At 70.1% G+C, this 20,415-nt stretch carries 23 protein-coding genes and 1 tRNA gene; 11 read left to right on the top strand and 13 right to left on the bottom strand.

Annotated elements, in window-relative coordinates; genetic code table 11:
• Positions 1–142 precede the first annotated feature (142 nt).
• Positions 143–215, bottom strand: a tRNA-Ala gene (locus G361_RS0128270).
• Positions 216–351: 136 nt separating this feature from the next.
• On the opposite strand from G361_RS0128270, the gene G361_RS0128275 reads away from it, so the two are divergent.
• Complete coding sequence (locus tag G361_RS0128275) at positions 352–1,749, top strand: DUF222 domain-containing protein (RefSeq protein WP_026343606.1); 1,398 nt, start codon at positions 352–354, stop codon at positions 1,747–1,749.
• A 62-nt stretch (positions 1,750–1,811) separates the two neighbouring features.
• A complete protein-coding gene (locus tag G361_RS0128280) occupies positions 1,812–2,060 on the top strand; it encodes a hypothetical protein (RefSeq protein ID WP_019930496.1) in 249 nt (82 codons plus the stop codon).
• Positions 2,061–2,163: 103 nt separating this feature from the next.
• Here G361_RS0128280 and G361_RS0128285 read toward each other — a convergent pair whose 3' ends face one another.
• The 4 genes from G361_RS0128285 to pgm all read right to left on the bottom strand — a co-directional run bounded on the left by G361_RS0128285 (position 2,164) and on the right by pgm (position 6,498).
• Positions 2,164–2,904, bottom strand: coding sequence for a thioredoxin domain-containing protein (locus tag G361_RS0128285; protein WP_026343607.1), 741 nt, complete (start codon positions 2,902–2,904; stop codon positions 2,164–2,166).
• Positions 2,897–3,532 carry a rhomboid family intramembrane serine protease gene (locus tag G361_RS0128290; RefSeq protein ID WP_019930498.1) on the bottom strand — a complete coding sequence of 212 codons (636 nt, stop codon included), beginning with the start codon at positions 3,530–3,532 and terminating at the stop codon, positions 2,897–2,899. Before G361_RS0128290 ends, G361_RS0128285 begins: the two co-directional genes overlap by 8 nt.
• A gap of 68 nt (positions 3,533–3,600) precedes the next feature.
• Complete coding sequence (locus tag G361_RS0128295; RefSeq protein ID WP_036495962.1) at positions 3,601–4,800, bottom strand: MFS transporter; 1,200 nt, start codon at positions 4,798–4,800, stop codon at positions 3,601–3,603.
• 63 nt (positions 4,801–4,863) lie between these two features.
• The gene (gene pgm / locus G361_RS0128300) at positions 4,864–6,498 is read right to left on the bottom strand and encodes a phosphoglucomutase (alpha-D-glucose-1,6-bisphosphate-dependent) (protein WP_019930500.1); all 1,635 of its coding nucleotides are present in this window, start codon (positions 6,496–6,498) and stop codon (positions 4,864–4,866) included.
• Positions 6,499–6,870: 372 nt separating this feature from the next.
• On the opposite strand from pgm, the gene G361_RS0128305 reads away from it, so the two are divergent.
• The gene (locus G361_RS0128305) at positions 6,871–7,545 is read left to right on the top strand and encodes a TetR/AcrR family transcriptional regulator (protein WP_019930501.1); all 675 of its coding nucleotides are present in this window, start codon (positions 6,871–6,873) and stop codon (positions 7,543–7,545) included.
• A 53-nt stretch (positions 7,546–7,598) separates the two neighbouring features.
• Here G361_RS0128305 and G361_RS0128310 read toward each other — a convergent pair whose 3' ends face one another.
• Complete coding sequence (locus tag G361_RS0128310; RefSeq protein ID WP_019930502.1) at positions 7,599–9,128, bottom strand: MFS transporter; 1,530 nt, start codon at positions 9,126–9,128, stop codon at positions 7,599–7,601.
• A 130-nt stretch (positions 9,129–9,258) separates the two neighbouring features.
• Here G361_RS0128310 and G361_RS0128315 point away from each other — a divergent pair, with 130 nt between their 5' ends.
• Together G361_RS0128315 and G361_RS0128320 are read left to right on the top strand one after the other, a co-directional pair.
• On the top strand, positions 9,259–9,933 hold the full coding sequence (locus G361_RS0128315; RefSeq protein WP_026343609.1) for a TetR/AcrR family transcriptional regulator: 675 nt from the start codon (positions 9,259–9,261) through the stop codon (positions 9,931–9,933).
• A gap of 94 nt (positions 9,934–10,027) precedes the next feature.
• On the top strand, positions 10,028–11,317 hold the full coding sequence (locus G361_RS0128320) for a D-arabinono-1,4-lactone oxidase (RefSeq protein ID WP_019930504.1): 1,290 nt from the start codon (positions 10,028–10,030) through the stop codon (positions 11,315–11,317).
• On the opposite strand, the gene G361_RS0128325 is transcribed toward G361_RS0128320, so the two are convergent.
• The 3 genes from G361_RS0128325 to G361_RS45200 are packed head-to-tail and all read right to left on the bottom strand — an operon-like array spanning position 11,298 to position 12,801.
• On the bottom strand, positions 11,298–11,879 hold the full coding sequence (locus tag G361_RS0128325; protein WP_019930505.1) for a hypothetical protein: 582 nt from the start codon (positions 11,877–11,879) through the stop codon (positions 11,298–11,300). The two genes, G361_RS0128320 and G361_RS0128325, sit on opposite strands and share 20 nt — an antisense overlap.
• On the bottom strand, positions 11,876–12,445 hold the full coding sequence (locus tag G361_RS45195) for a DUF6286 domain-containing protein (RefSeq protein WP_019930506.1): 570 nt from the start codon (positions 12,443–12,445) through the stop codon (positions 11,876–11,878). Before G361_RS45195 ends, G361_RS0128325 begins: the two co-directional genes overlap by 4 nt.
• A complete protein-coding gene (locus tag G361_RS45200; RefSeq protein ID WP_019930507.1) occupies positions 12,442–12,801 on the bottom strand; it encodes a hypothetical protein in 360 nt (119 codons plus the stop codon). Before G361_RS45200 ends, G361_RS45195 begins: the two co-directional genes overlap by 4 nt.
• Positions 12,802–13,094: 293 nt before the next feature.
• Here G361_RS45200 and G361_RS0128340 point away from each other — a divergent pair, with 293 nt between their 5' ends.
• The gene (locus G361_RS0128340; RefSeq protein WP_019930508.1) at positions 13,095–13,349 is read left to right on the top strand and encodes a hypothetical protein; all 255 of its coding nucleotides are present in this window, start codon (positions 13,095–13,097) and stop codon (positions 13,347–13,349) included.
• 54 nt (positions 13,350–13,403) lie between these two features.
• On the opposite strand, the gene G361_RS0128345 is transcribed toward G361_RS0128340, so the two are convergent.
• Positions 13,404–14,225 (bottom strand): helix-turn-helix transcriptional regulator, encoded by an 822-nt coding sequence (locus tag G361_RS0128345; protein ID WP_019930509.1) that lies wholly within the window; start codon positions 14,223–14,225, stop codon positions 13,404–13,406.
• A 102-nt stretch (positions 14,226–14,327) separates the two neighbouring features.
• On the opposite strand from G361_RS0128345, the gene G361_RS0128350 reads away from it, so the two are divergent.
• From G361_RS0128350 to G361_RS0128365, 4 genes are all read left to right on the top strand, one after another.
• On the top strand, positions 14,328–14,870 hold the full coding sequence (locus G361_RS0128350) for a YceI family protein (protein WP_019930510.1): 543 nt from the start codon (positions 14,328–14,330) through the stop codon (positions 14,868–14,870).
• Positions 14,871–15,085: 215 nt separating this feature from the next.
• Positions 15,086–15,790 carry a GAF and ANTAR domain-containing protein gene (locus G361_RS0128355; protein ID WP_019930511.1) on the top strand — a complete coding sequence of 235 codons (705 nt, stop codon included), beginning with the start codon at positions 15,086–15,088 and terminating at the stop codon, positions 15,788–15,790.
• A 202-nt stretch (positions 15,791–15,992) separates the two neighbouring features.
• Positions 15,993–16,721 carry a PAS and ANTAR domain-containing protein gene (locus G361_RS0128360; RefSeq protein WP_155981812.1) on the top strand — a complete coding sequence of 243 codons (729 nt, stop codon included), beginning with the start codon at positions 15,993–15,995 and terminating at the stop codon, positions 16,719–16,721.
• Positions 16,722–17,126: 405 nt separating this feature from the next.
• Positions 17,127–17,318: a hypothetical protein gene (locus tag G361_RS0128365; RefSeq protein WP_019930513.1), complete on the top strand. Its 192-nt coding sequence runs from the start codon at positions 17,127–17,129 to the stop codon at positions 17,316–17,318.
• A 3-nt stretch (positions 17,319–17,321) separates the two neighbouring features.
• Here the strand turns inward: G361_RS0128365 and G361_RS0128370 are convergent, their stop codons facing one another.
• The 3 genes from G361_RS0128370 to G361_RS0128380 all read right to left on the bottom strand — a co-directional run bounded on the left by G361_RS0128370 (position 17,322) and on the right by G361_RS0128380 (position 19,886).
• On the bottom strand, positions 17,322–18,320 hold the full coding sequence (locus tag G361_RS0128370) for an AraC family transcriptional regulator ligand-binding domain-containing protein (protein ID WP_019930514.1): 999 nt from the start codon (positions 18,318–18,320) through the stop codon (positions 17,322–17,324).
• Positions 18,317–19,186 (bottom strand): AraC family transcriptional regulator ligand-binding domain-containing protein, encoded by an 870-nt coding sequence (locus G361_RS0128375; RefSeq protein ID WP_019930515.1) that lies wholly within the window; start codon positions 19,184–19,186, stop codon positions 18,317–18,319. The genes G361_RS0128370 and G361_RS0128375 overlap by 4 nt, the downstream gene beginning before the upstream one ends.
• Before the next feature lie 127 nt (positions 19,187–19,313).
• Positions 19,314–19,886, bottom strand: a complete 573-nt coding sequence (locus G361_RS0128380; protein WP_019930516.1) for a TetR/AcrR family transcriptional regulator — start codon at positions 19,884–19,886, stop codon at positions 19,314–19,316.
• 94 nt (positions 19,887–19,980) lie between these two features.
• Between G361_RS0128380 and G361_RS0128385 the strand changes: the two genes are divergently transcribed.
• Positions 19,981–20,415, top strand: coding sequence for a DoxX family protein (locus G361_RS0128385; RefSeq protein ID WP_019930517.1), 435 nt, complete (start codon positions 19,981–19,983; stop codon positions 20,413–20,415).

Genomic DNA, 20,415 nt, shown 5'->3' on the forward strand with positions numbered 1-20,415 from the left:
CGGTCGATCACCGCCGAACGCCCGGTCGCTGAGCCGCCGGTCCACGATCCGGCGCGTGGGCATTCACCTACGAAGGCCCGAATCGGTTCAAACAAAACAGGCCAGAACCGATTCCGAATCGGTCCTGACCTGCGATTTCAGGTGGAGCTAAGGGGACTCGAACCCCTGACCCCCACACTGCCAGTGTGGTGCGCTACCAGCTGCGCCATAGCCCCAGGTTGTTCAGTTGTTGTTTGCCGTCGGAGGTGTTCCCCGCTGGCCTCGATGAAGTTACACCACCGTTTGCGCCGGGACCAAATCGCCTGGATGCAGGACTGGTGGAACAGGCGTTCGAAAGGTAGGCTCGAACACATGTTCGACAGCGGAGAGCTTCAGGCGATGAGCGATGAGGTGCTGGTCGACGCGTTGCGGCGGGCACATGGGGCGGCGGCGTTCGCGCAGGCCGCGGAGGTGCGGGCGGTGCGGGAGTTGTATCGGCGCCGGCGCGGGGAGAAGCGGCACGGGGGTGCTGCGGCCGGGGAGTTCGCGGCCGCGGAGGCCACGGCGGCGGTGTATGTCGGAGAGCAGGTTGCCGCGGCGTTGATCGATGTCGGGCTGGGGTTGGACGAGTTGCCGCAGACCGCGGCGGCGTTCGAGTCGGGGCTGATCGATCTGGCGCGGGCTCAGGTCATCGTGGCGGCGGTGCGGGATCTGCCGGTCGAGGTGCTGGCGGAGGTGGAGCGGACGCTGGTGGAGACGGCGGCGCGGTCCACGCCGGCGCGGTTGCGGCAGACGGCGCGGCGCTGGGTGACGAAGATCGATCCCGGCGGGGAGCAGCGGCGGCGGGAGCAGCGGGAGCTGGATCGGGATGTGCGCATCTCGGCGCTGCAGGACGGGGTCGCCCTGTTCGACGGGGTGTTGCCCGCGATGGGGGCGCAGGTGGTGGCGAATCGGTTGCGCGAGATGGGGTCTCGGGTGTGCGCGGAGGATCCGCGGAGTGTGGCGCAGCGGCGGGCCGATGCGCTGGTGGCGCTGGCTCAGGGGGACGAGATGCTGGCCTGCGCCTGTGGACGGGCGGAGTGTCCGGCGGGGGCTGCGCCGGAAGGGGTGCCGCGGGCGTTGGTGCAGGTCGGGGTGTCGGTGGAGGCGCTGGCGGGGTTGACCGAGGATCCGGGGTTGCTGGCGGGGTACGGGCCGGTGGATGCGGCGCTGGTGCGGCGGATCGCGGAACAGGCTCGGCTGCAGGTTGTTTCGGAGCGGGGGGATTCCGGCGACGAGGCCCGGCGGGCGATCGAGGGGCAGTGCCGGTTTCCGGGGTGCACCGTCGCGGCGGCGGAATGTGTGATGGAAGCGGTCGATTCGAGGGGTGAGAATCCGCGGGGCGGGCACGGCCGTGGTGGGGCCGGACGGTCTGCCTCGCACCATGATTCGGCGGTCGTGGGGAGTACGGTCGCGCTCTGTTCCCATCATCACCGGTTGCGGTCGTCGGCCGGTGGGTGGCGGGTGCGGCGGCTCGACGGTGATCGGCTGAGCTGGAGCAGTCCTACCGGGGATCGGCACACCACCGTGCGGGAGGGGGCTCGATATCTGTTCCCGCACATCGACTCCGAGGCTCCCGAGAGCCGGATCGATACGGCGGCAATGGTTTCGCCCACCCCGCAGCCCGGACTCGATCTGACGTATCCGATTGCGGCGCATCGGCTCACGCATCGGCAACTGGCGGGGTCGACGCCCGAGGATGCGGCGACCGAGGGGCCGGTGGCGTGGTGACCGTTTCGATCGACGCCGTCCGCGGCAGCATTGACACTCCGAACACGAGGACACGGCACGTCATGGAGAATCCGGATCGGCCGCCCGCGCCGACCGTCATCTATGTCGGGGTGGAGCGGGAACGCATCGCGGCGCTGGAACAGTTGCGGCGGCGGCTGGAGGCCGAGCTCGATCGGACCAGTGCCGGAAGCGATTACGCGGCCGTCGCCGGGCAGTTGCGCGACACCGTCAACGCGATCGCGGATGCCCGGAATCGGGTGTACGAGGCGCTGCTCGGCGAGGATCCACCGCCCGCGGAGATCGATCCGTAGCATTTGCCGGTCGCTAGCCGATACGCCGGTCGCGGCCTCTGGGCCGCGGTCGCGGATCCGGTCCGGGTGGGAGGGGATGACCACTCGGACCGGGTATCCGCCGTCACGGTGCGATTTTCGTCACCCAGTCGGCGGTGTCGACGTCGAGTCGCTTGCCGCCGTCGAGCACGGTGGGGGTCGCGATCTGCCCGCCGTTCGCCGACTTCAGCGCGGCCAGCGCGGCTTCGGCGTGGATGCGGGCCGCGTCGACCCGGGTGCCCTTGGTGATGCACTGCTGCACGGTGTCGGGGGCGCCGGCCCGCTTCGCGACGTCGCCGATCTGCGCGTTGGTGAGGTCGCCGCCGTTCTCGCCGGGCTGTTCGGTGGTGAACATCAGCTGGTGGAATTTCGAGAACAGCGGACCGTCGCCGGTGTCGGCCACGCATTCGTGGGCGGCGATCGCGCGGGTCGAGTAGTCCTTGCTGCCGGACTTCGGATCCAGGAAGTTCACGAAGCGGTATCGGACGGCGAGCTTGCCGTCGTCGATCTTGTGCGAGATCTCCTGGCCGAAGAGATGCTCCAGCGAGCCACAGGACGGGCAGAGCGGGTCCTCGAAGGCGTCGACGGTGTGCGCCGCGCCGGGCTTGCCGAGCACGATCGCGCCGTCGGAGTCCAGCAGTGCCTGCACGGCGCCGTCGTGCACCGATCCGTATCCGTCCTCGCGGACCTTCAGGCCGTGGTCGCTGTTCCAGCGCACGACGAACACCACGATCAGCACCGCCACCACCAGCGCGACGCCGCCCAGGGCGTAGGTGGTGACGTTCGACATGGGCCGCGGCGTGTACTTCGAGCTCCGTTCAGTCACGCGCAACACTCTGCCGCACCGGCGCGCGGAAAGCACCGGAAGGGGCGGTGGCGGATTCGGGCAGCAGCAGCGCGCCCAGTGCCAGGCCGAGCAGTGCCGGTAGGCCGTGATTGTCGTGCAGGACGGTGTCGACGACGGCGAGGACGGGCAGCGCCAGCGCCGGGAGCCGCAGGCGCCACGGGATCGGGATCCGGAATCGCCTCGGCGCGAGCAGGACCGCCGAGGCCAGCGCGCCCAGCAGGCCGGCCACGCACATCGAATTCCCGGCGCCGGTCGGCTGGAGCCAGACGTAGCTCATCAGCTGGCCGAACAGTCCGCAGCCGAAATAGAGCAGCAGCCAGCTGCCGCGGCCGAACACCCGCTCGGCGACGACGCCGACGACCGCCAGCAGGGTCAGGTTGAACAACAGGCCGGCCAGCCATCCGTCCTGGAGGAACATGCCGGTGAGCAGCCGCCACCATTCGCCGCGGTCGATCGCGGACCCGTCGCGCCGGCCGAGGTCGTACAGCCCCGGGTGCACGAGTTGTGCGATGCCGACGGCGGCCGTCACCGCGAACACCGCGGCCGTGACCGCCGGGCGGCGATCACCGATCCGGGAGAACAAGGCGGACAAGGGATTCCGGGTCATGAGCCCAGGCTATGACCGGATGCGCCGGCGCACCCACGACAATTGTCATCGACTGACCGGGTGAAACGTCATGGCACCGTATCGGACTCCACCCGGCGCGACGGTTCCGGCACCACCGTCCACACCACGGCGGCGGCGAACAGCAGCAGCGCCGTCACGGCGAGCGCGGCCTCGAACGAAACCCGTTGGGCCAGTGCCCCGATCGCGATCGGGCCGAGGACCGTGCCGAGATCGCCCGCCATCTGGTATCCGGCCAGCACCGGGCCGCCGCGGGCCCGCGCGCCGATCACGTCGGCGACGGCGGCCTGTTGCGCGGGGCTGAACAGGCCCGATCCGAGTCCGGCGACGAACGACGCGGCGAGCAGCCAGATCAGGCCGGGGGCCAGGCCGACGCCGAGGGTGCCGAGCGCGCACACCACGGTCCCGGCGATGAGAAACGGCTTGCGGCCCAGGCGATCCGAGATGCGACCGGCGGCGAACAGCACCGCGGCGTTCCCGGCGGCGAATACCGTGAGCGCGACGCCGGCCTGGGCCCGGGACTGTCCCAGCACCTCCACCACCAGCAGCGGAACCAGGGCGGTCCGCACGCCGAGCACCGCGACGCCGTTGGCGAAGTTGGACCACAGCACCGCGGGATACGCCGGCCGGGCCAGTGCCGCACGGAAACTCAGCACCGGGACGTCCGCGGCGGCCACCGACGCCTCGGGGCCGGCGCCGCGCAGGCTGCGATACACCACGAACGCGGCGATCAGCAGGGCCACCGCGTAGATCACGAACGGCAGCCGCAGGCCGAGGCCGGTCATCGCACCGCCGATCAGCGGTCCGCCGAGCGAGCCGACGAGGAAGCCGGTCGACCACAGGCCCGATACCCGGCCGCGTTCGGCGGGCGGGGACAGGCGGATCACCAGTCCGAGCGACGACACCGTGAACATGGTCGAGCCGATACCGCCGAGGGCCCGCAGCACGATCAGTTCCCAATAGCTCTGTGCGAGTGCGCACGCGCCGGTCGACAGCGCGACGATCAGCAGCCCGGACAGGTAGACCGTCCGCTCCCCCAGGCGCTGTACCAGTCGGCCGCTGATCGGCGCGAACAGCAGCCGCATCCCGGCGAAGGCGCTCACGATCGCGGAGGCCGCGGTGATCCCGACGCCGAAGCTGCGGGCGAACTGCGGCAGGGCGGGGGCGACCAGTCCGTATCCGACGGCGACCACGAAGGCCGAGACGATCAGCACCCAGATCTCGGTCGGCAAGCGCCGGCCGGTCACCATCTCGTCACGCACCGTCACACCTTCACCACCACAGCCGAACCGGACCGCGAACAACTCTCGCACTCAGCCGAGTGCGCGGCCCACCACTTCCTCGGCCGCCGCCTGCACCTCGGCCAGATGTTCCGGGCCGTGGAAGGATTCGGCGTAGATCTTGTACTTGTCCTCGGTGCCCGAGGGGCGGGCGGCGAACCACGCGTTCTCGGTGGACACCTTCACGCCGCCGAGCGCCGCGCCGTTGCCGCGGGCGCGGGTCTGGATGTTGACGATCGGCTCGCCGGCCACCTCGCCGGCGGTGATGTCCTCGGGGGCGAGCGCGGCCAGCCGGGCCTTCTGGTCGGGGGTGGCGGCGGCGTCGATGCGCGCGTAGGCGGGACTGCCGTAGCGCTTCTCGAGTTCGGCGTAGCCCGCCGCGGGGCTGCGCCCGGTGACCGCGGTGATCTCGGCCGCCAGCAGGGCGAGCAAGATACCGTCCTTGTCGGTGGTCCAGACGGTGCCGTCCATCCGGAGGAAGGAGGCGCCGGCGCTCTCCTCGCCGCCGAAGGCCAGCGAGCCCGAGAACAGGCCCGGCACGAACCATTTGAAGCCGACCGGCACCTCGTGCACCTGCCGGCCGAGGACGCTGACCACCCGGTCGATCATCGCGGAGGTGACCGCGGTCTTCCCGATCTTGGTGAGCGCGTCCCAGCCCATCCGGTTGGCGATCAGATATTCGATCGCCACGGCGAGATAGTGATTGGGATTCATCAGTCCGCCGTCGGGGGTGACGACGCCGTGCCGATCGGCGTCCGCGTCGTTGCCGGTGGAGATGTCGTAGTCGTCGCGGATGGCGACCAGTGAGGCCATCGCGTACTTGGAGGAGGGATCCATCCGGATCTTGCCGTCGCCGTCGAGGGTCATGAACCGCCAGGTCGGGTCGACGAACGGGTTGACCACCTCGATCTCGAGGTCGTAGCGCTGGCCGATCTCCTCCCAGTAGTCGACGCTCGCGCCGCCCATCGGATCGGCCCCGAGCCGGATGCCGGCGCCGCGAATCGCGTCCAGGTTCAAGACATTCGGCAGGTCGGAGATGTAGTTGTCGAGGTAGTCGTAGCGCTGCACGGTGGTCGCGAGCGCATGCGCGAGAGTGGTGCGCTTCACCCCGGCGAGGCCGCCGCGCAGCAACTCGTTGGCGCGCGCGGCGATGGCGTCGGTGGCGACCGTATCGGCCGGGCCGCCGTGGGGCGGGTTGTATTTGAAGCCGCCGTCGCGCGGCGGATTGTGCGACGGGGTGACCACGATGCCGTCGGCCTGATGCCGGGTACCGCCGCGATTGTGCCGCAACACCGCGTGGCTGAGCACCGGTGTGGGGGTGTAGCGGTCGCGAGCGTCGATGATCGCGGTGACATCGTTGGCGGCGAGCACCTCCAGCGCGGTCGTCCAGGCGGGTTCGGACAGCGCGTGGGTGTCGCGGGCGAGGTAGACCGGGCCGGTGATGCCGCGGGTGGCGCGGTATTCGACGATCGCCTGGGTGACGGCGAGGATGTGCGCCTCGTTGAAGGCGGAGTCCAGGCTGGATCCGCGGTGCCCGGAGGTACCGAATGCCACCAGTTGCGCCGGATCGGCCGGATCCGGAATGCGACTGTAGTAGGCCGTCACCAGATGCGGTATGTCCTCCAGGTCGGTGGCCCGGGCCGGCCGTCCGGCTCGATCGTGGGCCATGCTCGGGCCTCCTTTCCGTATCGTCTGCGCCCGGCTCGTCATCAGAATCACCGTCGCCCCAGAAGGAATACGGTAGCGAATCCCGCGGCGACCGCGCTGGTTCGCAAACCCACCTGGAAACCTCCTACCGGATTCGGAATTCCACGGCTGTCATGCTAACTGCCAGCGATCTCCGTGGTTGGCGTCGGGCGGCCGGTCGGCCGGACCCGCCGTCGGCGACCGGATCCCCACCCCCGACGCGACCTGGGCGATGTCATCGGCGCCGCGGCGGCGGCCACCGGATCCGCCCGAGTGATCGCCGAAAATTTGCTGGTATCAGGTAAATAGGAGTTATCGGCTCCGGTTCCCGCGGATGCTTGTTAACATAATGGAGTGAATCCCGTCACCACGGCGCCACCACGGCGGTTGCGCGCGGACGCCGCCCGCAATCAGCAGCGGATCCTCACCGCGGCCCGGCAGCTGTTCGCCGAACGGGGTCTGGAGGTCACGCTCGACGATGTCGCGGAGGCCGCGGGGGTCGGCGTCGGCACGGTGTACCGGCGCTACGCCAACAAGCAGGAGCTCATCGCGGAGGTGTTCGAGCGCCACGTCGACGCGATGGCAGAGGCCGCCGAATCCGCGTACGCCGATCCGGATCCGTGGGCGGGCCTGGTGAAACTGCTCGAGTACGCCTGCCGGCACATGGCCGACAATCGCGGTTTCGGCGCGGTGATGCTCGAATTGCCCGATGCCATGGAACGTTTCGTGTCCATGCGGGATCGGGTCAAACCGGCCATCGCGACGGTGATCGACCGGGCGCGCGACGCGGGGGTACTGCGGCCGGACATCGCGTCGTCCGATTTCTTCGCGATCGTCGGGATGGTCGAATCGGTCGCGGCGTTCTCCCGGTCGGTGAATCCGGACGTGTGGCGGCGGTACCTGGACATCGTGCTCGACGGGATCCGCGGCGACGACCAACCGCGCCAGCAACTTTCGGTCCCGCCGCTGCGGGACGACGAGGTGGACCGGGCCAAGGCCGCCGCCTCCTGCGCGGTCCGCCGCCGCTGAAACGACTGTGCCCCGGCCCGTTTCACCCGGACCGGGGCACTGCTCAGTGAATATCAGTGCGCGAGCACCGGTTCGCCCTCGGCGGGGACGGGCACCTTGTTCGGCACGATCGCCGCGACCAGCACCGCGCCGACCACGAAAATCACCGTCGCCCACCAGAATGTGGTCACGTAGCTGTGGATCGCGCCCTCCGCCACCACATCCGGGGTCGGGGGCAGGTGACCACGCACGTAGCTCGTCGCCGCGCTCGAGGCCACCGTGCTCAGCAGCGCGGTGCCGATCGAGCCACCGACCTGCTGCATGGTGTTGACCATCGCCGAGGCCACACCCGCGTCCTGGTGGTGCACACCGGCGGTCGAGCCCTGGAAGGCCACCGACACCGCGGCGCCGAGACCCAGGCCCATCAGGATCAGCGAGGGCAGCACATGGGTCGCGTACGAGGTGTGTACGTCGATCCGGGTCAGCAGCGCCATGGCGGCACCGCCGAGCAGATAGCCCACACCCATCGTGACCTTCGGGCCGACCCGCGGCAGCAGCACCGACGGGCTGGTGGTGGAGGACAGGATCATCGCGGCGACCATCGGCAGGAACGCCACACCGGTGCGGATCGGCGAGAAGCCGAGCGTGTTCTCCAGGTAGTAGGTCAGGAACAGGAAGGTGGCGAACATCCCGATGCCCATGACGAACACCGCCAGGTAGGACGCGCCGCGGGTGCGGTCGAGCACCACGCGCAGCGGCAGCAGCGGATTCGCGACCCGCGACTCCAGTACGACGAACGCCACCAGCAGCACCACGCCGCCGATCAGGAAGCCGAGGGTGGTGCCGCTGCCCCAGCCGTTCGTCTCGGCCTTCGAGAAGCCGTACACGATGGCGAACAGCGAGGCGGTCACCGCGACGGTGCCGGGGATGTCGAGCTTCGGCCGCTCGGTGCTGGTGTGCTTGGCCAGCAGCAGCACCGCGCCGATCAGCGCGACGGCGGCGAACACCAGGTTGACGTACATCACCCAGCGCCACGATGCCCATTCGGTGAGCGCGCCGCCGAGCAGCAGGCCCAGCGCACCGCCGGTACCCGCGACGGCACCGAAGATGCCGAACGCCTTCGCTCGCTCGGACGGTTCGGTGAACGTGACGGTCAGCAGGGACAGCGCGGCCGGCGCCAGCAGCGCGCCGAACAGGCCCTGCGCGACGCGGGCGGCCACCAGCATCTCGAAGCCGTTCGCGGCGCCACCGATGGCCGAGGCGGCGGCGAAGCCGATCAGGCCGACGATGAAGGTGGTGCGGCGGCCGAACAGGTCGGACAGCCGTCCGCCGAGCAGCAGCAGGCTGCCGAAGGCGAGGGCGTAACCGGTGACCACCCACTGGCGGTCGCCGTCGGAGAAGCCGAGGGCGCGCTGCGCTTCCGGCAGTGCGATGTTCACCACGGTCGCGTCGAGCACGACCATCAGCTGCGCGGCGGCCAGGACGGCCAGCACCCACCAGCGCGCGGCGTGCGAGCCTCGCCTGCTCCGGCGCTCGGCTCGATGCGTGACCGGGCCCGGCGGCGCCCCGCCGGGCCGGTTGTCGAGATCGACAGCGGAGTTCATGAGTCCCTCAAATCGGTTGGCCGAAGGTTTACCAGTATGCGGAGGGTTCTCCTCCACTTGCTTCCACGAAGCTACCACCATAACGGAGCAGCTCCCTCCACTTAATCCCGTTTCCGAGTAGAATGTCAGTGTGAATCCCGCCACCACACCCGCCCCACCTCGCCGTTTGCGCGCCGACGCGGTGCGCAATCAGCAGCGCATCCTGGCCGCTGCCAGGCGTTTGTTCGCCGAGCGCGGGCTCGAGGTCACTCTCGATGATGTCGCGGAGGCCGCGGGTGTGGGCATCGGCACTGTCTACCGGCGGTATGCCAACAAGCACGAGTTGATCAACGAGGTGTTCGTCCAGGGCATGACGGAACTGGCCGAGGCCGCCGAGGCGGCCGACGCCGATCCCGATCCGTGGGCCGGGCTCGTCGGCTTCTGCGACTTCGCGTGCCGCCACATGGCCGACAATCGCGGCCTCGGCGAGATGATGCTGTCGGTGCCCGAATCGGTGCAGCGGCTGGGCTGCGTGCACGAGCGCATCGAGTCGACGATGAATCACCTTCTGGAGCACGCCATCGCGGTGGGAGCGCTGCGTCCGGATATCGCCGGCACCGATTTCTTCGCGCTGATGACCATGGTCGAGACGATGGCCACCCTCACCCGCTCGGTGAATCCGGAGGCGTGGCGGCGGTATCTCGCGATCCTGCTGGACGGCCTCCGCGGCGATTCCGTGCCGCGGCAGTCGCTGCCGGTCGGCCCGCTCACCGACGAGGAGATCCACGCCGCCAAGCACGCGGTGTTCGCGGCCCGCAAGAAGTGAGCCGGGCCGGCACCGATCCGGCGAACCGCCCGCGAACCATGCGATTCCGCCCGTCCGGTGGTGCAGGACACACTCATCCCCTAAAGTTGGACGGATGACCAACTTGTGGGTGAACTGGGCCGGAGACCAGCAGTGCGCGCCCGCCGCCGTGGCCGCCCCCGGTTCGCCCGACGAGGTGGCCGCCGCGCTCGCGGCCGCAGCAGCCGCCGGGCACACCGTGCGCGTCGCCGGAGCCGGCCACTCCTTCAACGACACCGTGCTCACCGACGGCACGCTGTTGCGGATGTCGAATCTCGATCGGATCCGGCACGTGGACACCGACACCGGCCTGGTGCGGGTCGAGGCCGGCGCCACCCTGAACGCGATCAGTACCCGGTTGCACCCGTTCGGGCTGGCCTTCCCGAATCTCGGCGATATCGACGTGCAGTCCGTCGCGGGCGCGACCGCCACCGGAACCCACGGGACCGGCGGGACGCTCCGGAACATCTCGGCCGCACTGCATTCGGTGGAACTGATGCTCGCCGACGGCAGCCGGGTGGAACTGAACGAGCGGACCGATCCGGACGGCTGGCGTGCGGCGCGGGTGAATCTCGGTGCGCTCGGGGTGGTCACGGCGGTGACCCTGCAACTCGTGCCGTCGTTCGTGCTCGAGGGCATCGAGCGTCCGGTGCCGTTCGCGGAGGTGCTCGCCGATCTCGACGAATTCGTCGACGGGAACGAGCATTTCGAGTTCTACATGTTCGCGCACAGCCCGCTGGCGATGACCAAGCGCAACAACCGGGTGGCCGGGCCGGAGCAGCCGCGACCCGAGGTGGTGGACTGGTTCGCCGATATCGCCATGTCCAACTACACCTTCGACGGATTGTGCCGCCTGACCCGCCGCCGTCCGCAGTTGATCCCGTGGGTGCAGCGGCTGGCCGCGTACGCCGGCAGCTATCGCCGCCAGGTCGACCGCTCGTACCGGGTGTTCGCCTCCCCCAGGCTGTTCCGCTTCACCGAGATGGAATACGCCATTCCGCGCGAGCACGCCGCGGCCGCGCTGCGCGAGATCAAGGAGATCGGCACGCGATTCGATTCGCCGATGCCGACCGAGGTCAGATTCGTCGCACCCGACGACGCCTTCCTCTCCCCGGCCGGCGGCCGCGAGACCTGTTACATCGCGGTGCATCAGTACCGCGGCATGGCGTGGGAGCCGTATTTCCGGGCCTGCGAGGCGGTTTTCGACCGCTACCAGGGCCGGCCGCACTGGGGGAAGCGGCACTTCCAGACCGCCGAGACCCTGCGCGACCGATACCCCGAATGGGATCGCTTCCAGCAGGTCCGGCGGCGGCTGGATCCCGAGGGCCGCTTCGCCAACCCCTACGTCACCCGAGTGCTGGGCTGACCGCCGGCGAATCCTCCAGGCGCAGTTCGAGACTCACCGGGACGGCATCCACCTCGAGGGCCTGGCGCAGTCGCGGCAGCGCATGCGCGGTGATGCGCCCGCGCAGCGCCACCACATCGGTGTCCTGCGCGGCCCGCACCAGCAGATGCACCCGCGGCCGGCGGCCCGAACCGGTGACCCAGGCGGTCGCCGAGCGGACCCCCGGATAGGTCTCCAGATCGGCGACCAGCGGCGCGGCGATGCGGGCCGAATCCAGGACGGCCAGATCGCCGGAACCGGCGGCGCGCGCGTGCCAGCGCACCGCGCCGGGGGTGCGGGGCACCTGGGCGACGGCCCAGCGCAGGCTGGCCAGCCCGATTCCCGCGGCCACCACCGCGATACCCCAGCACACCCAGTCCGGCGGCAGTTCGGTGCCGGGGACCACCGGATCCGCGGCGTCGACCCAGCTCAGCTCGTCGAGATGGGCGGTCAGCGCGTAGCCGCCGAGGGCGAGCAGCAGCAGTCCCAGCGCCGCGAGCACCGTGCGGTTGGGCCGGATCCGGCCGCGCCGCCGGGCGATCATCGCCGCCCCCAGCCACCGCGATTCGAATGATGTTGCCGGGCAACGGATCCCAGTCGGCGCACCCGCGCCGACACCCGCGGCGAGGGGGCCGGGGCGATCCGGGTGACGCGCTCGTCGACGGCCTCGCGGACCGCGCGGCGCAGTTCCGGAGAACGCGCACCGGCCCGGGCGACCACCCGGACCTTCTTGCGGCGCAACCGAATCCGGGCCGAATGCACCCCCTCGACGGATTCCGCCGCGGCGCCGAGCGCGCGGTACAGGCCGGATCGCGCGATGCCGGCGGCGATCCCGTCGCCGGGGGCCAGCGGCAGTACCGTGGCCCGGTCGGGCAGCACCGCCAGCGCGAGCAGCGCCACTCCCCCGCTGACCGCGGCCAGACCCGCTGCGGCGACCCGGGTGTCGTTCCAGCTGATGTCGTGCAGGATGCGGACCACGACGTCGCGCCACAGATAGTCCGGGGCGCCGGTCAGTCCGGGGATCATGGTCAGCGCCACGGCGGCGCTCATTCCCAGGAGTACCAGTGCCAGGACGGCCGCGGGTACCGCGCGATGCGGGCGGCGAATCATAGTGCCCTCCGGGGTAGCTCGGTCACCTCGATGTCGACGCGGCGGATCGGCATACCGAACCGCTCCTGCACCCGCTGCCGGACGTGGGCGCGGCATGCGGTCGCGACCTGCCAGATCGGCATCGGATACCGGATCGGCAGTTGCAGGGCCAGGGCCAGCTCGCCCCGGGCGATCTTCACCCGCACCTCGACTTCCCGGTCCACGCCGGTGATTTCGCGCGCCGCGGCGATCGCGACATCGCGTACCGCCTCGGCGGCCACCTCTCCGGGTGAGCGCGGTGCGATGGATTCGGTTGCGGTGGTGGCGGCCGTACCCCCGGGGTCGATCCGGGATTCGTCGGTCACCGTACTCGTCATGATTCCTCCCGAGCGGCGTGTGCGGACCAGCTGGCGTCCCGACCCGTTGCGTTAGCGCAACACTAGCTGCATCGGTACGAATTCTTTGTTTGACACCCGCGCGAGCCGATCGCCAGGATGGTTAGGGCCGCAGGCTGGTTGTCGAAACAGTTGCTGTGGCAGATTCACCGGTGGCCGGAACGGCGATCACACGCCGACTCGGCGACGTTCCACCCGATGGCGGACAAGCCGGATGAGGCTCGTCCCGACCGCAGGTTCTGTTCGGACGTGACCCGACCGATAGGAAGGTTCAGATGTCTGACCGCAACAAAAAGCCCGGCCAGGTGGCTGCCAAGGCCAAGAAGCCGATGAAGCAGCAGGCGGACCGCGCACAGAACGAGCGCGAGCAGATGGCCGGTGACAACCGGCGCGGCATGGGCCAGATGGCCGATGACATGCGCCAGGGCCGCGAACGTGCCGAGGCCGAGATGAATGAGAACCGGGATCGAGCCGAGTCCGGCATGAAGAATGCCGCGGACAGGATGCGCCAGAAGGCCGGCCGCCAGTAGCCGAGCCCGGATCGGCCCGCCACGCCAGGTGGCGGGCCGATCTGCGTGCGGGCGTTACTCGTTGACCAGTCGCAGGCCCCGCGCCGGCGCGCGGCGGCGGTCGACCAGCCAGACCATCATGGTCTGATCCGCGGCGGGAGTGAGCAATTCGACCTCGACCTCGACCTCGCCGCGGCGCGGATGGTCGAGATGCATGGTGACGCGGCGATGTTCGACCACCCGGTGCGAACGCCAGCGGCGGACGAATTCCGGGAATCGGTGCAGGGCGTCGATCATCGCGCCGAGCCGCCCGTCCTCGGGCCATTGCGAGCGGGCCGCGCGCAGCAGCGACACCATCAGATCCGCGACCCCGGACCAGTCCCGCCAGTACTGCGCGGCCCGCGGATGCGCGAAGACGTAGTACGCGAGATTGCCCTCGGCCTCGGCGTCGAGCAGGCCCAGCGGCTCCGCGAAATCACGCCAGGCGGCGTTGGAGGCGAGCACCGTGAGCCAGCGGCCGACCAGGAAGGCCGGGGTGGGATGCAGTCCGTCCAGCACGGCCTGCATGGTCTCGGTCACCTGATCGTGCGCCTCGCTCGCGCCGGGGCAGGTGGACGTACGCTCCATTCCCATCGCCAGTTTGCCGAAATGATGCCGCTCGACCTCGTTGAGCCGCAGGGCGTCGGCGAGCGCACCGAGAACTCCGGTGGAGGGATTGGTGTCGCGGCCCTGTTCCAGTCTGGCCAGATAGTCGACACTGACGCCGGCCAGGGCGGCCACCTCCTCGCGCCGCAGGCCCGGGGTCCGCCGGCGGCGACCACTGGGCAACCCGACCTCCTCCGGCTGCAACAGCGCGCGGCGGGCGATCAGGAATTCGGCGAACTCGGACTGCGTCACCCCACCATCCTGCCGGATCCCCGCCCTGTTATCCGCGCCCTGTCAGTACCAGGATCAGTGCGGTGTGGTTAAGCGGACCGGGGTCCGCTTACTCTCGGCGCTATGACCACTCCTGAACAGACCACTCTGCTCCCCGGCACCTGGGCCCTCGACCCGGCCCACTCGTCGGTCAACTTCACCGTGCGCCACCTGGGCATCTCCAAGGTGCGCGGCCGGTTCAACAAGTTCGAAGCCGGCTTCGTCGTGGACGAGTCCGGATATGCGCTGATCTCGGCGACGGTCTACCTCGAGTCGTTCGACACCGGCAACGAGCAGCGCGACGCGCACGTCCGCACCGCGGACCTGCTGCACGTCGAGCAGCGGCCGACCCTGACCTTCAAGGCGCTCGAGCCGATCCGGGTCGCCGAGGACTTCGAGGTCGTCGGCGAGATCACCCTCGGCGAGGTGACCAAGCCCATCACCCTCGCGGTCGAGTGGGGCGGCGTGCAGGAGTTCCGGGAGGGCGAGCGGCACACCGGTTTCACCGCGAGCGGTTCGCTGTCGCGCACCGAATTGGGCGTGGGCGCGGGCCTGCCGTCGTCGTTCCTCAGCGACAAGGTCGCCATCGAGCTGGACATCCAGCTGATCGAGCCGAAGGCCGCCTGACCCGGACGGACAACGGACGCGGGCCCGGCTCATGGCAACACGCCGCGACGCCGGGCCGCCTCATGTCCGGGGGGGTCCGCATCCGAGGTGGTCGGCACACTGTGCCGAGGACCGGCGGCGGCCGCGCTCGCCGGGGCTGTGTCGGGCGCGCCGGCTCGGGTAGCTCTGGAAGGAGACGCGGCCGAGCGACGGCCGCCGTGATCGGGAGGCCGGTGATGGCACACGACAGTTCGGCTCTGGTGGAGGCGCTGGCACGATTCGCCCGCCTGTTGCCGACGCCCTACAAGGTGGAGACGGCACTCGACGAGCTCGGTATGAGTGTGACGAAGGTCTTCGACCTGGTCGGGGCCGGTATCTGCCTGCTGGAGGACGGTGTGCTGCGGTTCGTGAGCGCCACCGCCGCCCCGGTCGCCACCCTGGAACGGGTGCAGGAGCTCAGCCGGCAGGGACCGTGCATGGAGGCCAGTCACACCGGTGAGGTCGTGGCCGTGAGCGATCTGCGCGAATCCACGGACCGGTGGCCGAGGTACACCGAAACGGCGCTGCAGGTCGGGGTGCTGGCGGTCGCGGGCATTCCGATGTGGCTGAACGAGGAGCGACTCGGCGCGGTCAACCTCTACAGCGCCGGGCCGCGCATCTGGTCGGAGGCGGATCTGGACGCCGCGCGGATCCTCGCCTCCGTCGCCACCGGGTACATCGTCAACGCGAACAAGTGGAATCAGCAACAGCAGGTCACCGAGCAGTTGGAACAGGCGCTGGAGTCCCGGGTGGTGATCGAACAGGCCAAGGGCATCATCGCCACCGTGCGGAACATCACCCCCGACGCGGCGTTCGATCTGATCCGTAAGCACGCGCGCACGAACCGGACGCCGCTGCACACCATCGCCCGCGCCATCATCGAGGCCGGCCTGCGCGTGTAACCGCCTGCGGCGCAACACGACTGCACACCCGCTCGGCGCCGGCCGCCGATTTCCGGACCGGTACGCCACCAGTGCTAGGCTGGTCCGGTCCGGGCCGCCGACAGCGGCCCACCATTCCGCCCCAGTCCCCGGCGGAGCACGAACGAATGCTCTGTGAGACGGGTGACTTGACGATGCGTGGGAATGGCGGGTGGCCGTGGCGATGACGCCGAGCGACGGCCGTGCGGCGATCTCGGCCGGCGATCGTACGGCGGATCCGGCGGGCGATGCGCACGCTCCGATCCCGGTCGCCGGGCGGTTCCGGTTCTGGTTCGAGTCGCAGCGCTGGGAATGGTCGCCGGAGGTGTTCCGGATGCACGGATATCCGCCGGATGCGGTGCAACCGACCACGGCGTTGCTGCTGGCGCACAAACATCCGGACGACCGCGACCATGTCGCCGCGGCGATCACCCGATCGGCCACCCGCGCGGTGCCGTTCTCGAGCCGGCACCGGGTCGTCGACACCGCGGGCCGGGTCCACACCGTGATGGTGGTCGCCGATCTCATCATCGACGCCGACGGACAGGCCATCGGGACCGAGGGGTTCTACGTCGACCTCGGCACCGTCGTCGCCGACACCGCTCGCGAGCTGTTCGATACGCGGCTGCCGGAGATCATCCGCACCCGCGCCGAGATCGAACAGGCCAAGGGGGTGCTGATGACCATGTACCGGATCGGCGCCGATCAGGCGTTCGAGGTGCTGCGATGGCGGTCCCAGGAGACCAACATCAAGTGGCAGCTGCTGGCCGCCCGGCTGCTCGGTGATCTGCTCGAGGTGCCGCGCGTACCGGCGGAGGTGATCACCGCCTTCGATCATCTGCTGCTGACCGCGCATCTGCGAGTCCCGCCGGACCCGCCCGCCGGCGATCCGGATCCGCGCGGGGACGACTGACCGCTCCGTTCGGACGGTCCGCCCGCGGTGGGACGAAACCGGCATTGCGACGAGTTCGCCCGGTCGCGGGCCCTACGCGCGGGACGTACGCGCCGGTACACTCGAAGTCCCTGCGTCTGAGCAATCGTCGTCGTACCGCCACCCCAGTTTGGCGCGTTTGCCCCGAGGTGGCGCGTTTTCCGCTGGCCTCACCGTCCGGCAGCCACGACACTGAATCCGTGCCGCATCGGCGCAACAGTCGTTCCCGGGCCCGATCCGCCGCGATCGGGCTGCCGCCCCGCACCCGGGACCGCCGGGGGCACCGAGCCGGCGTGCCCCCGGCTCGGTGCTCGCCGCGAAACCCCGTGTGCGGCAGGCCGGGTGGACCATCGATCGGCTGAGTTTCCCGAGACGAGAGGAGATACCGTGCTGAACACCTGCGAATCCGCGACGGCGTACGTGATCGCCGAACTGGAGGCGAAGGGCACCGCCACACGCGAGGACTTCGACGTGCCGGCCATCGTCGCCACCACGTACGCCATCGCCGAGACCTGGGATTTCCGGGCGCTGGACCGGGGCACCTTCTGGAATATCGCGGCCAGCAACCTGCGCGCCTGAATCTCAGTCGCGGGGATCGGCCTGCAGGATGCGGGCCGCCAGCGTCCAGCGCCGCTCCGATCTGCGCATCGTGTCCGCGTCGGTGTAACCGAGCAGCCGCGCCTGCCGCCGGGGGCTCAACGGTCCCGCCGCGCCCGCCCGGGTCAGCCGGGCGCGCTCCAATTCCCGCCGCCACGTGGTCCCCGCCTCGGCGAGGCGCCGTTGCAGTGTCCGGGGACTGGTCGCCAGCCGGCGCGCCACCGCCGCCAGCGACGGGTCGCCGTCGTCCAGCGCGGCCGCCAGCGCGACCGCGACCCGCTGCGGCCAGGCCGTGGCCAGCGGCGGCGGGGGCGGCAGGGTCGCGGTCAGCGGTTGCAGAACCCGCGCCAGCACCGGATCGGCGGTCCGTTGCGGCAGTGCCAGATCGGCGGCGCTGAAGGTGATCGAATCCGAGTGTGCCTCGAATTCGATTGCGGCCGTGCCGAACACGTCGACGTAGGCACGATGGTCGCGGGGGGCGCGCTGCCGCAGCCGGACCCGGACCGGCGTCAGCGGGTCGTCGACGGTGCCGCGGGCGCGGGTGAGCACCGCCACCAGACCCCACAGCTGGATGAGGTCCCGGGCCCGGCCCGCGCCGTCGATCATCTCGAGCGACAGCGTGCTCTCCCGCTCGTCGTCGGCCACGAGATCGAACCGGTGATTGGTGGTGACGGCGCCGACATACGGTCCGCACGTGGCCAATCCGGCCCCGAGCGTGGCGGCGGTGGCGAACAGGTAGTCGTAGAGCCCGAGTACCCGCAGCCGGTAACGGGAGGCGACGCGCAACGCGACTTCCGGTTCGTCGAGCCACTTCTCGGCGATTTCCCACAGCCGGCCGAAGGTGCCGCTGGACAGATGCACCGGGCCGCCGGACAACGCCCAGGCCGGGATGCCGCATTCGTGCAGCAGCGCAGCGGGATCCACGCCGGCGGCCGCGAGTTCGCCGATGACGAAACGGTGCAACAGCGCCACATCGGTGTTCATCGCCGGACCCCCAGGGCGCGATCGAGCTCACGCCGCCAGCTGGTGCCCGCCTCGGACAGCCGGCGTTGCAGGGTGCGCGGGCTGATCGCCAGCCGCCGCGCCACCACCTCCAGCGACACCTCGCCGTCGGTGAGCGCGGCGCGCAGGGCGCCGGCCACCCGGCGGGGCCAGGCGGCCGGGAGTTCCGGTGGGGGCGGCAGGGTTTCGGCCAGCGGGCGCAGTACCTGCGCCAGCATCGGGTCGGCGGTGGTCAGCGGGCGGTCGAGATCTGCGGCGCGGAACGTCATGGTGTCCGCGTCGGCGCCGAATTCGATTCCGGCCGTGCCGAATACGTCGATACAGCGACGGTCGTCGCGAGGCGCGTTCTGCCGCAGCGTCACCCGCACCGGATCGAGCGGGCCCTCGACCACCCGCCGAGTGCGCGTCAACATCGCGGTCAGGCCCCACAATTGGACCAGATCGCGGCCCCGGCCCTCGCCCTCGATCATGTCGAGCACCACCGTGGCGCGGTCCTCGCCGTCGAATCGCAGGGCGGCACCGTGATTGGTGCTGACCGCGGTGATGTAGGGGCCGCAGGTCGCGAGTCCGGTGCCGACCGTGGCGGCGGTGGCGAACAGATAGTCGAACAACTCGGCCGTGCGCAGCGGATAACGAGTTCCGATGCGCAGCGGCAGATCCGGCTCACCGAGCCGATCGCAGCCGATCTCCCAGAGCCGGGCGAACGTCGCACTCGGCAGGTGCACACCGGGTCCGCTCAGCGTCCACTCCGGAATGTCGCATTCGCGCAGGAGCGTGTCCCGATCCAGTCCGGCCGTGACGAGCTCGGACACCACGAATCGGTGCAACAGCGTCACATCCGTGCCCATGCCCCTCCTGTACTCGTTCCGGCGAACATATCGGTACAGCTGTGGCCACGCTGCGAAACACCGTATCCGAAACGCGAGAACCGCGGAACCGGGCGGGGGCCGGCCGAACCGCCGCGGGCGATGTCCGTTATCGCGGTTCGGGTTCGAATCGCACGGTGCCGACCATCCGGCGGGCGAGTTCCTCCGGATCGTCTCCGCCGAGTTGCGATCCCACCAGCGCGCCCTCGCGCCACAGCGTGGCGAATCCGTGCACCAGCGACCAGGCGGCCAGCTGCACGGCCCGTCTCGATTGGGCGGTTGATCCCGGTTCGGCTGTACCGGAGCGCAATTCGGTCCCCGAGCGCAGCCGCGCGGCGGCCAGCCGCTCGTCGTCGGCGCGCAGCAGATCGTGCCGGTACATGATGTCGAAATGCCCGGGATGGTTCCGCGCGAAGCGGATATAGGCCACCGCGACCTCGCGGAAATCGCCTGCGGCGGAATGTAGTTCGTCGGCGAGCAGGTCGAATCCGGCAATCGCCAGTTCGGTCAGCAAACCCTGCCGGTTGCCGAAGTGGTGGGCAGGCGCGGCGTGCGACACCCCGGCCCGCTGCGCCAGCGCGCGCAGCGACAGCCCGTCGACGCCCTCGGCCGCGATCTGCTCGGCGGCGGCGGTGAGCAGGACGGCGCGCAGGTCGCCGTGGTGATAGGCGCTCTTGGTCATGATCCGATCCTGACCCATCATCTTGACGTTGACAAGTTTACGGGGCGGATCTAATCTTTCCACTGTCAAGATTAACCGATATCAGGAGTCCCCGATGGCACCACTGGTCGTACTTCTCGTCGTCACCGCGATCGCCCGGCTCGCCGGGTGGTTGCACCTGACCGGCTGGCTCGATTCCTGGCCGCACGCCGCCCGCCTCGGGCTGGCCGCCATGTTCCTGCTGACCGGCATCGCCCATTTCACCGAGCCGCGCCGCAGCGGCCTGATCGCGATGGTGCCGCCGCGACTACCGGCCGCCGCGACCCTCGTGACCGTCACCGGAATTCTCGAATTCGCCGGTGCGGCAGGGCTTCTCATCCCACCCGTGGCCCCGGTCGCGGCGATCTGCCTGGCGGTGCTGCTGCTGGTGATGTTCCCCGCCAACGTCCGCGCCGCCCGCGCCGATCTCGGCATCAAGAGCATGCCGCTGCCGCTGCGGACGGTCGTGCAGGTGGTCTTCCTCGGGGCGTGCGTCCTCGCGGCGCTGTGA

Origin of the sequence: Nocardia sp. BMG111209, assembly GCF_000381925.1 — a bacterium.
Lineage (GTDB): Bacteria > Actinomycetota > Actinomycetes > Mycobacteriales > Mycobacteriaceae > Nocardia.

Coding starts and splice junctions, on each gene's coding strand:
- G361_RS0128295 (WP_036495962.1), bottom strand. CDS start 4,800: ATGGTGACCGGCCGGCGCTTGCCGACCGAGATCTGGGTGCTGATCGTC.
- G361_RS0128380 (WP_019930516.1), bottom strand. CDS start 19,886: ATGACCAAGAGCGCCTATCACCACGGCGACCTGCGCGCCGTCCTGCTC.
- G361_RS45200 (WP_019930507.1), bottom strand. CDS start 12,801: ATGACGAGTACGGTGACCGACGAATCCCGGATCGACCCCGGGGGTACG.
- G361_RS0128370 (WP_019930514.1), bottom strand. CDS start 18,320: ATGAACACCGATGTGGCGCTGTTGCACCGTTTCGTCATCGGCGAACTC.
- G361_RS45195 (WP_019930506.1), bottom strand. CDS start 12,445: ATGATTCGCCGCCCGCATCGCGCGGTACCCGCGGCCGTCCTGGCACTG.
- G361_RS0128280 (WP_019930496.1), top strand. CDS start 1,812: ATGGAGAATCCGGATCGGCCGCCCGCGCCGACCGTCATCTATGTCGGG.
- G361_RS0128375 (WP_019930515.1), bottom strand. CDS start 19,186: ATGGGCACGGATGTGACGCTGTTGCACCGATTCGTGGTGTCCGAGCTC.
- G361_RS0128320 (WP_019930504.1), top strand. CDS start 10,028: ATGACCAACTTGTGGGTGAACTGGGCCGGAGACCAGCAGTGCGCGCCC.
- G361_RS0128355 (WP_019930511.1), top strand. CDS start 15,086: ATGGCACACGACAGTTCGGCTCTGGTGGAGGCGCTGGCACGATTCGCC.
- G361_RS0128325 (WP_019930505.1), bottom strand. CDS start 11,879: ATGATCGCCCGGCGGCGCGGCCGGATCCGGCCCAACCGCACGGTGCTC.
- G361_RS0128340 (WP_019930508.1), top strand. CDS start 13,095: ATGTCTGACCGCAACAAAAAGCCCGGCCAGGTGGCTGCCAAGGCCAAG.
- pgm (WP_019930500.1), bottom strand. CDS start 6,498: ATGGCCCACGATCGAGCCGGACGGCCGGCCCGGGCCACCGACCTGGAG.
- G361_RS0128310 (WP_019930502.1), bottom strand. CDS start 9,128: ATGAACTCCGCTGTCGATCTCGACAACCGGCCCGGCGGGGCGCCGCCG.
- G361_RS0128350 (WP_019930510.1), top strand. CDS start 14,328: ATGACCACTCCTGAACAGACCACTCTGCTCCCCGGCACCTGGGCCCTC.
- G361_RS0128290 (WP_019930498.1), bottom strand. CDS start 3,532: ATGACCCGGAATCCCTTGTCCGCCTTGTTCTCCCGGATCGGTGATCGC.
- G361_RS0128385 (WP_019930517.1), top strand. CDS start 19,981: ATGGCACCACTGGTCGTACTTCTCGTCGTCACCGCGATCGCCCGGCTC.
- G361_RS0128275 (WP_026343606.1), top strand. CDS start 352: ATGTTCGACAGCGGAGAGCTTCAGGCGATGAGCGATGAGGTGCTGGTC.
- G361_RS0128360 (WP_155981812.1), top strand. CDS start 15,993: ATGACGCCGAGCGACGGCCGTGCGGCGATCTCGGCCGGCGATCGTACG.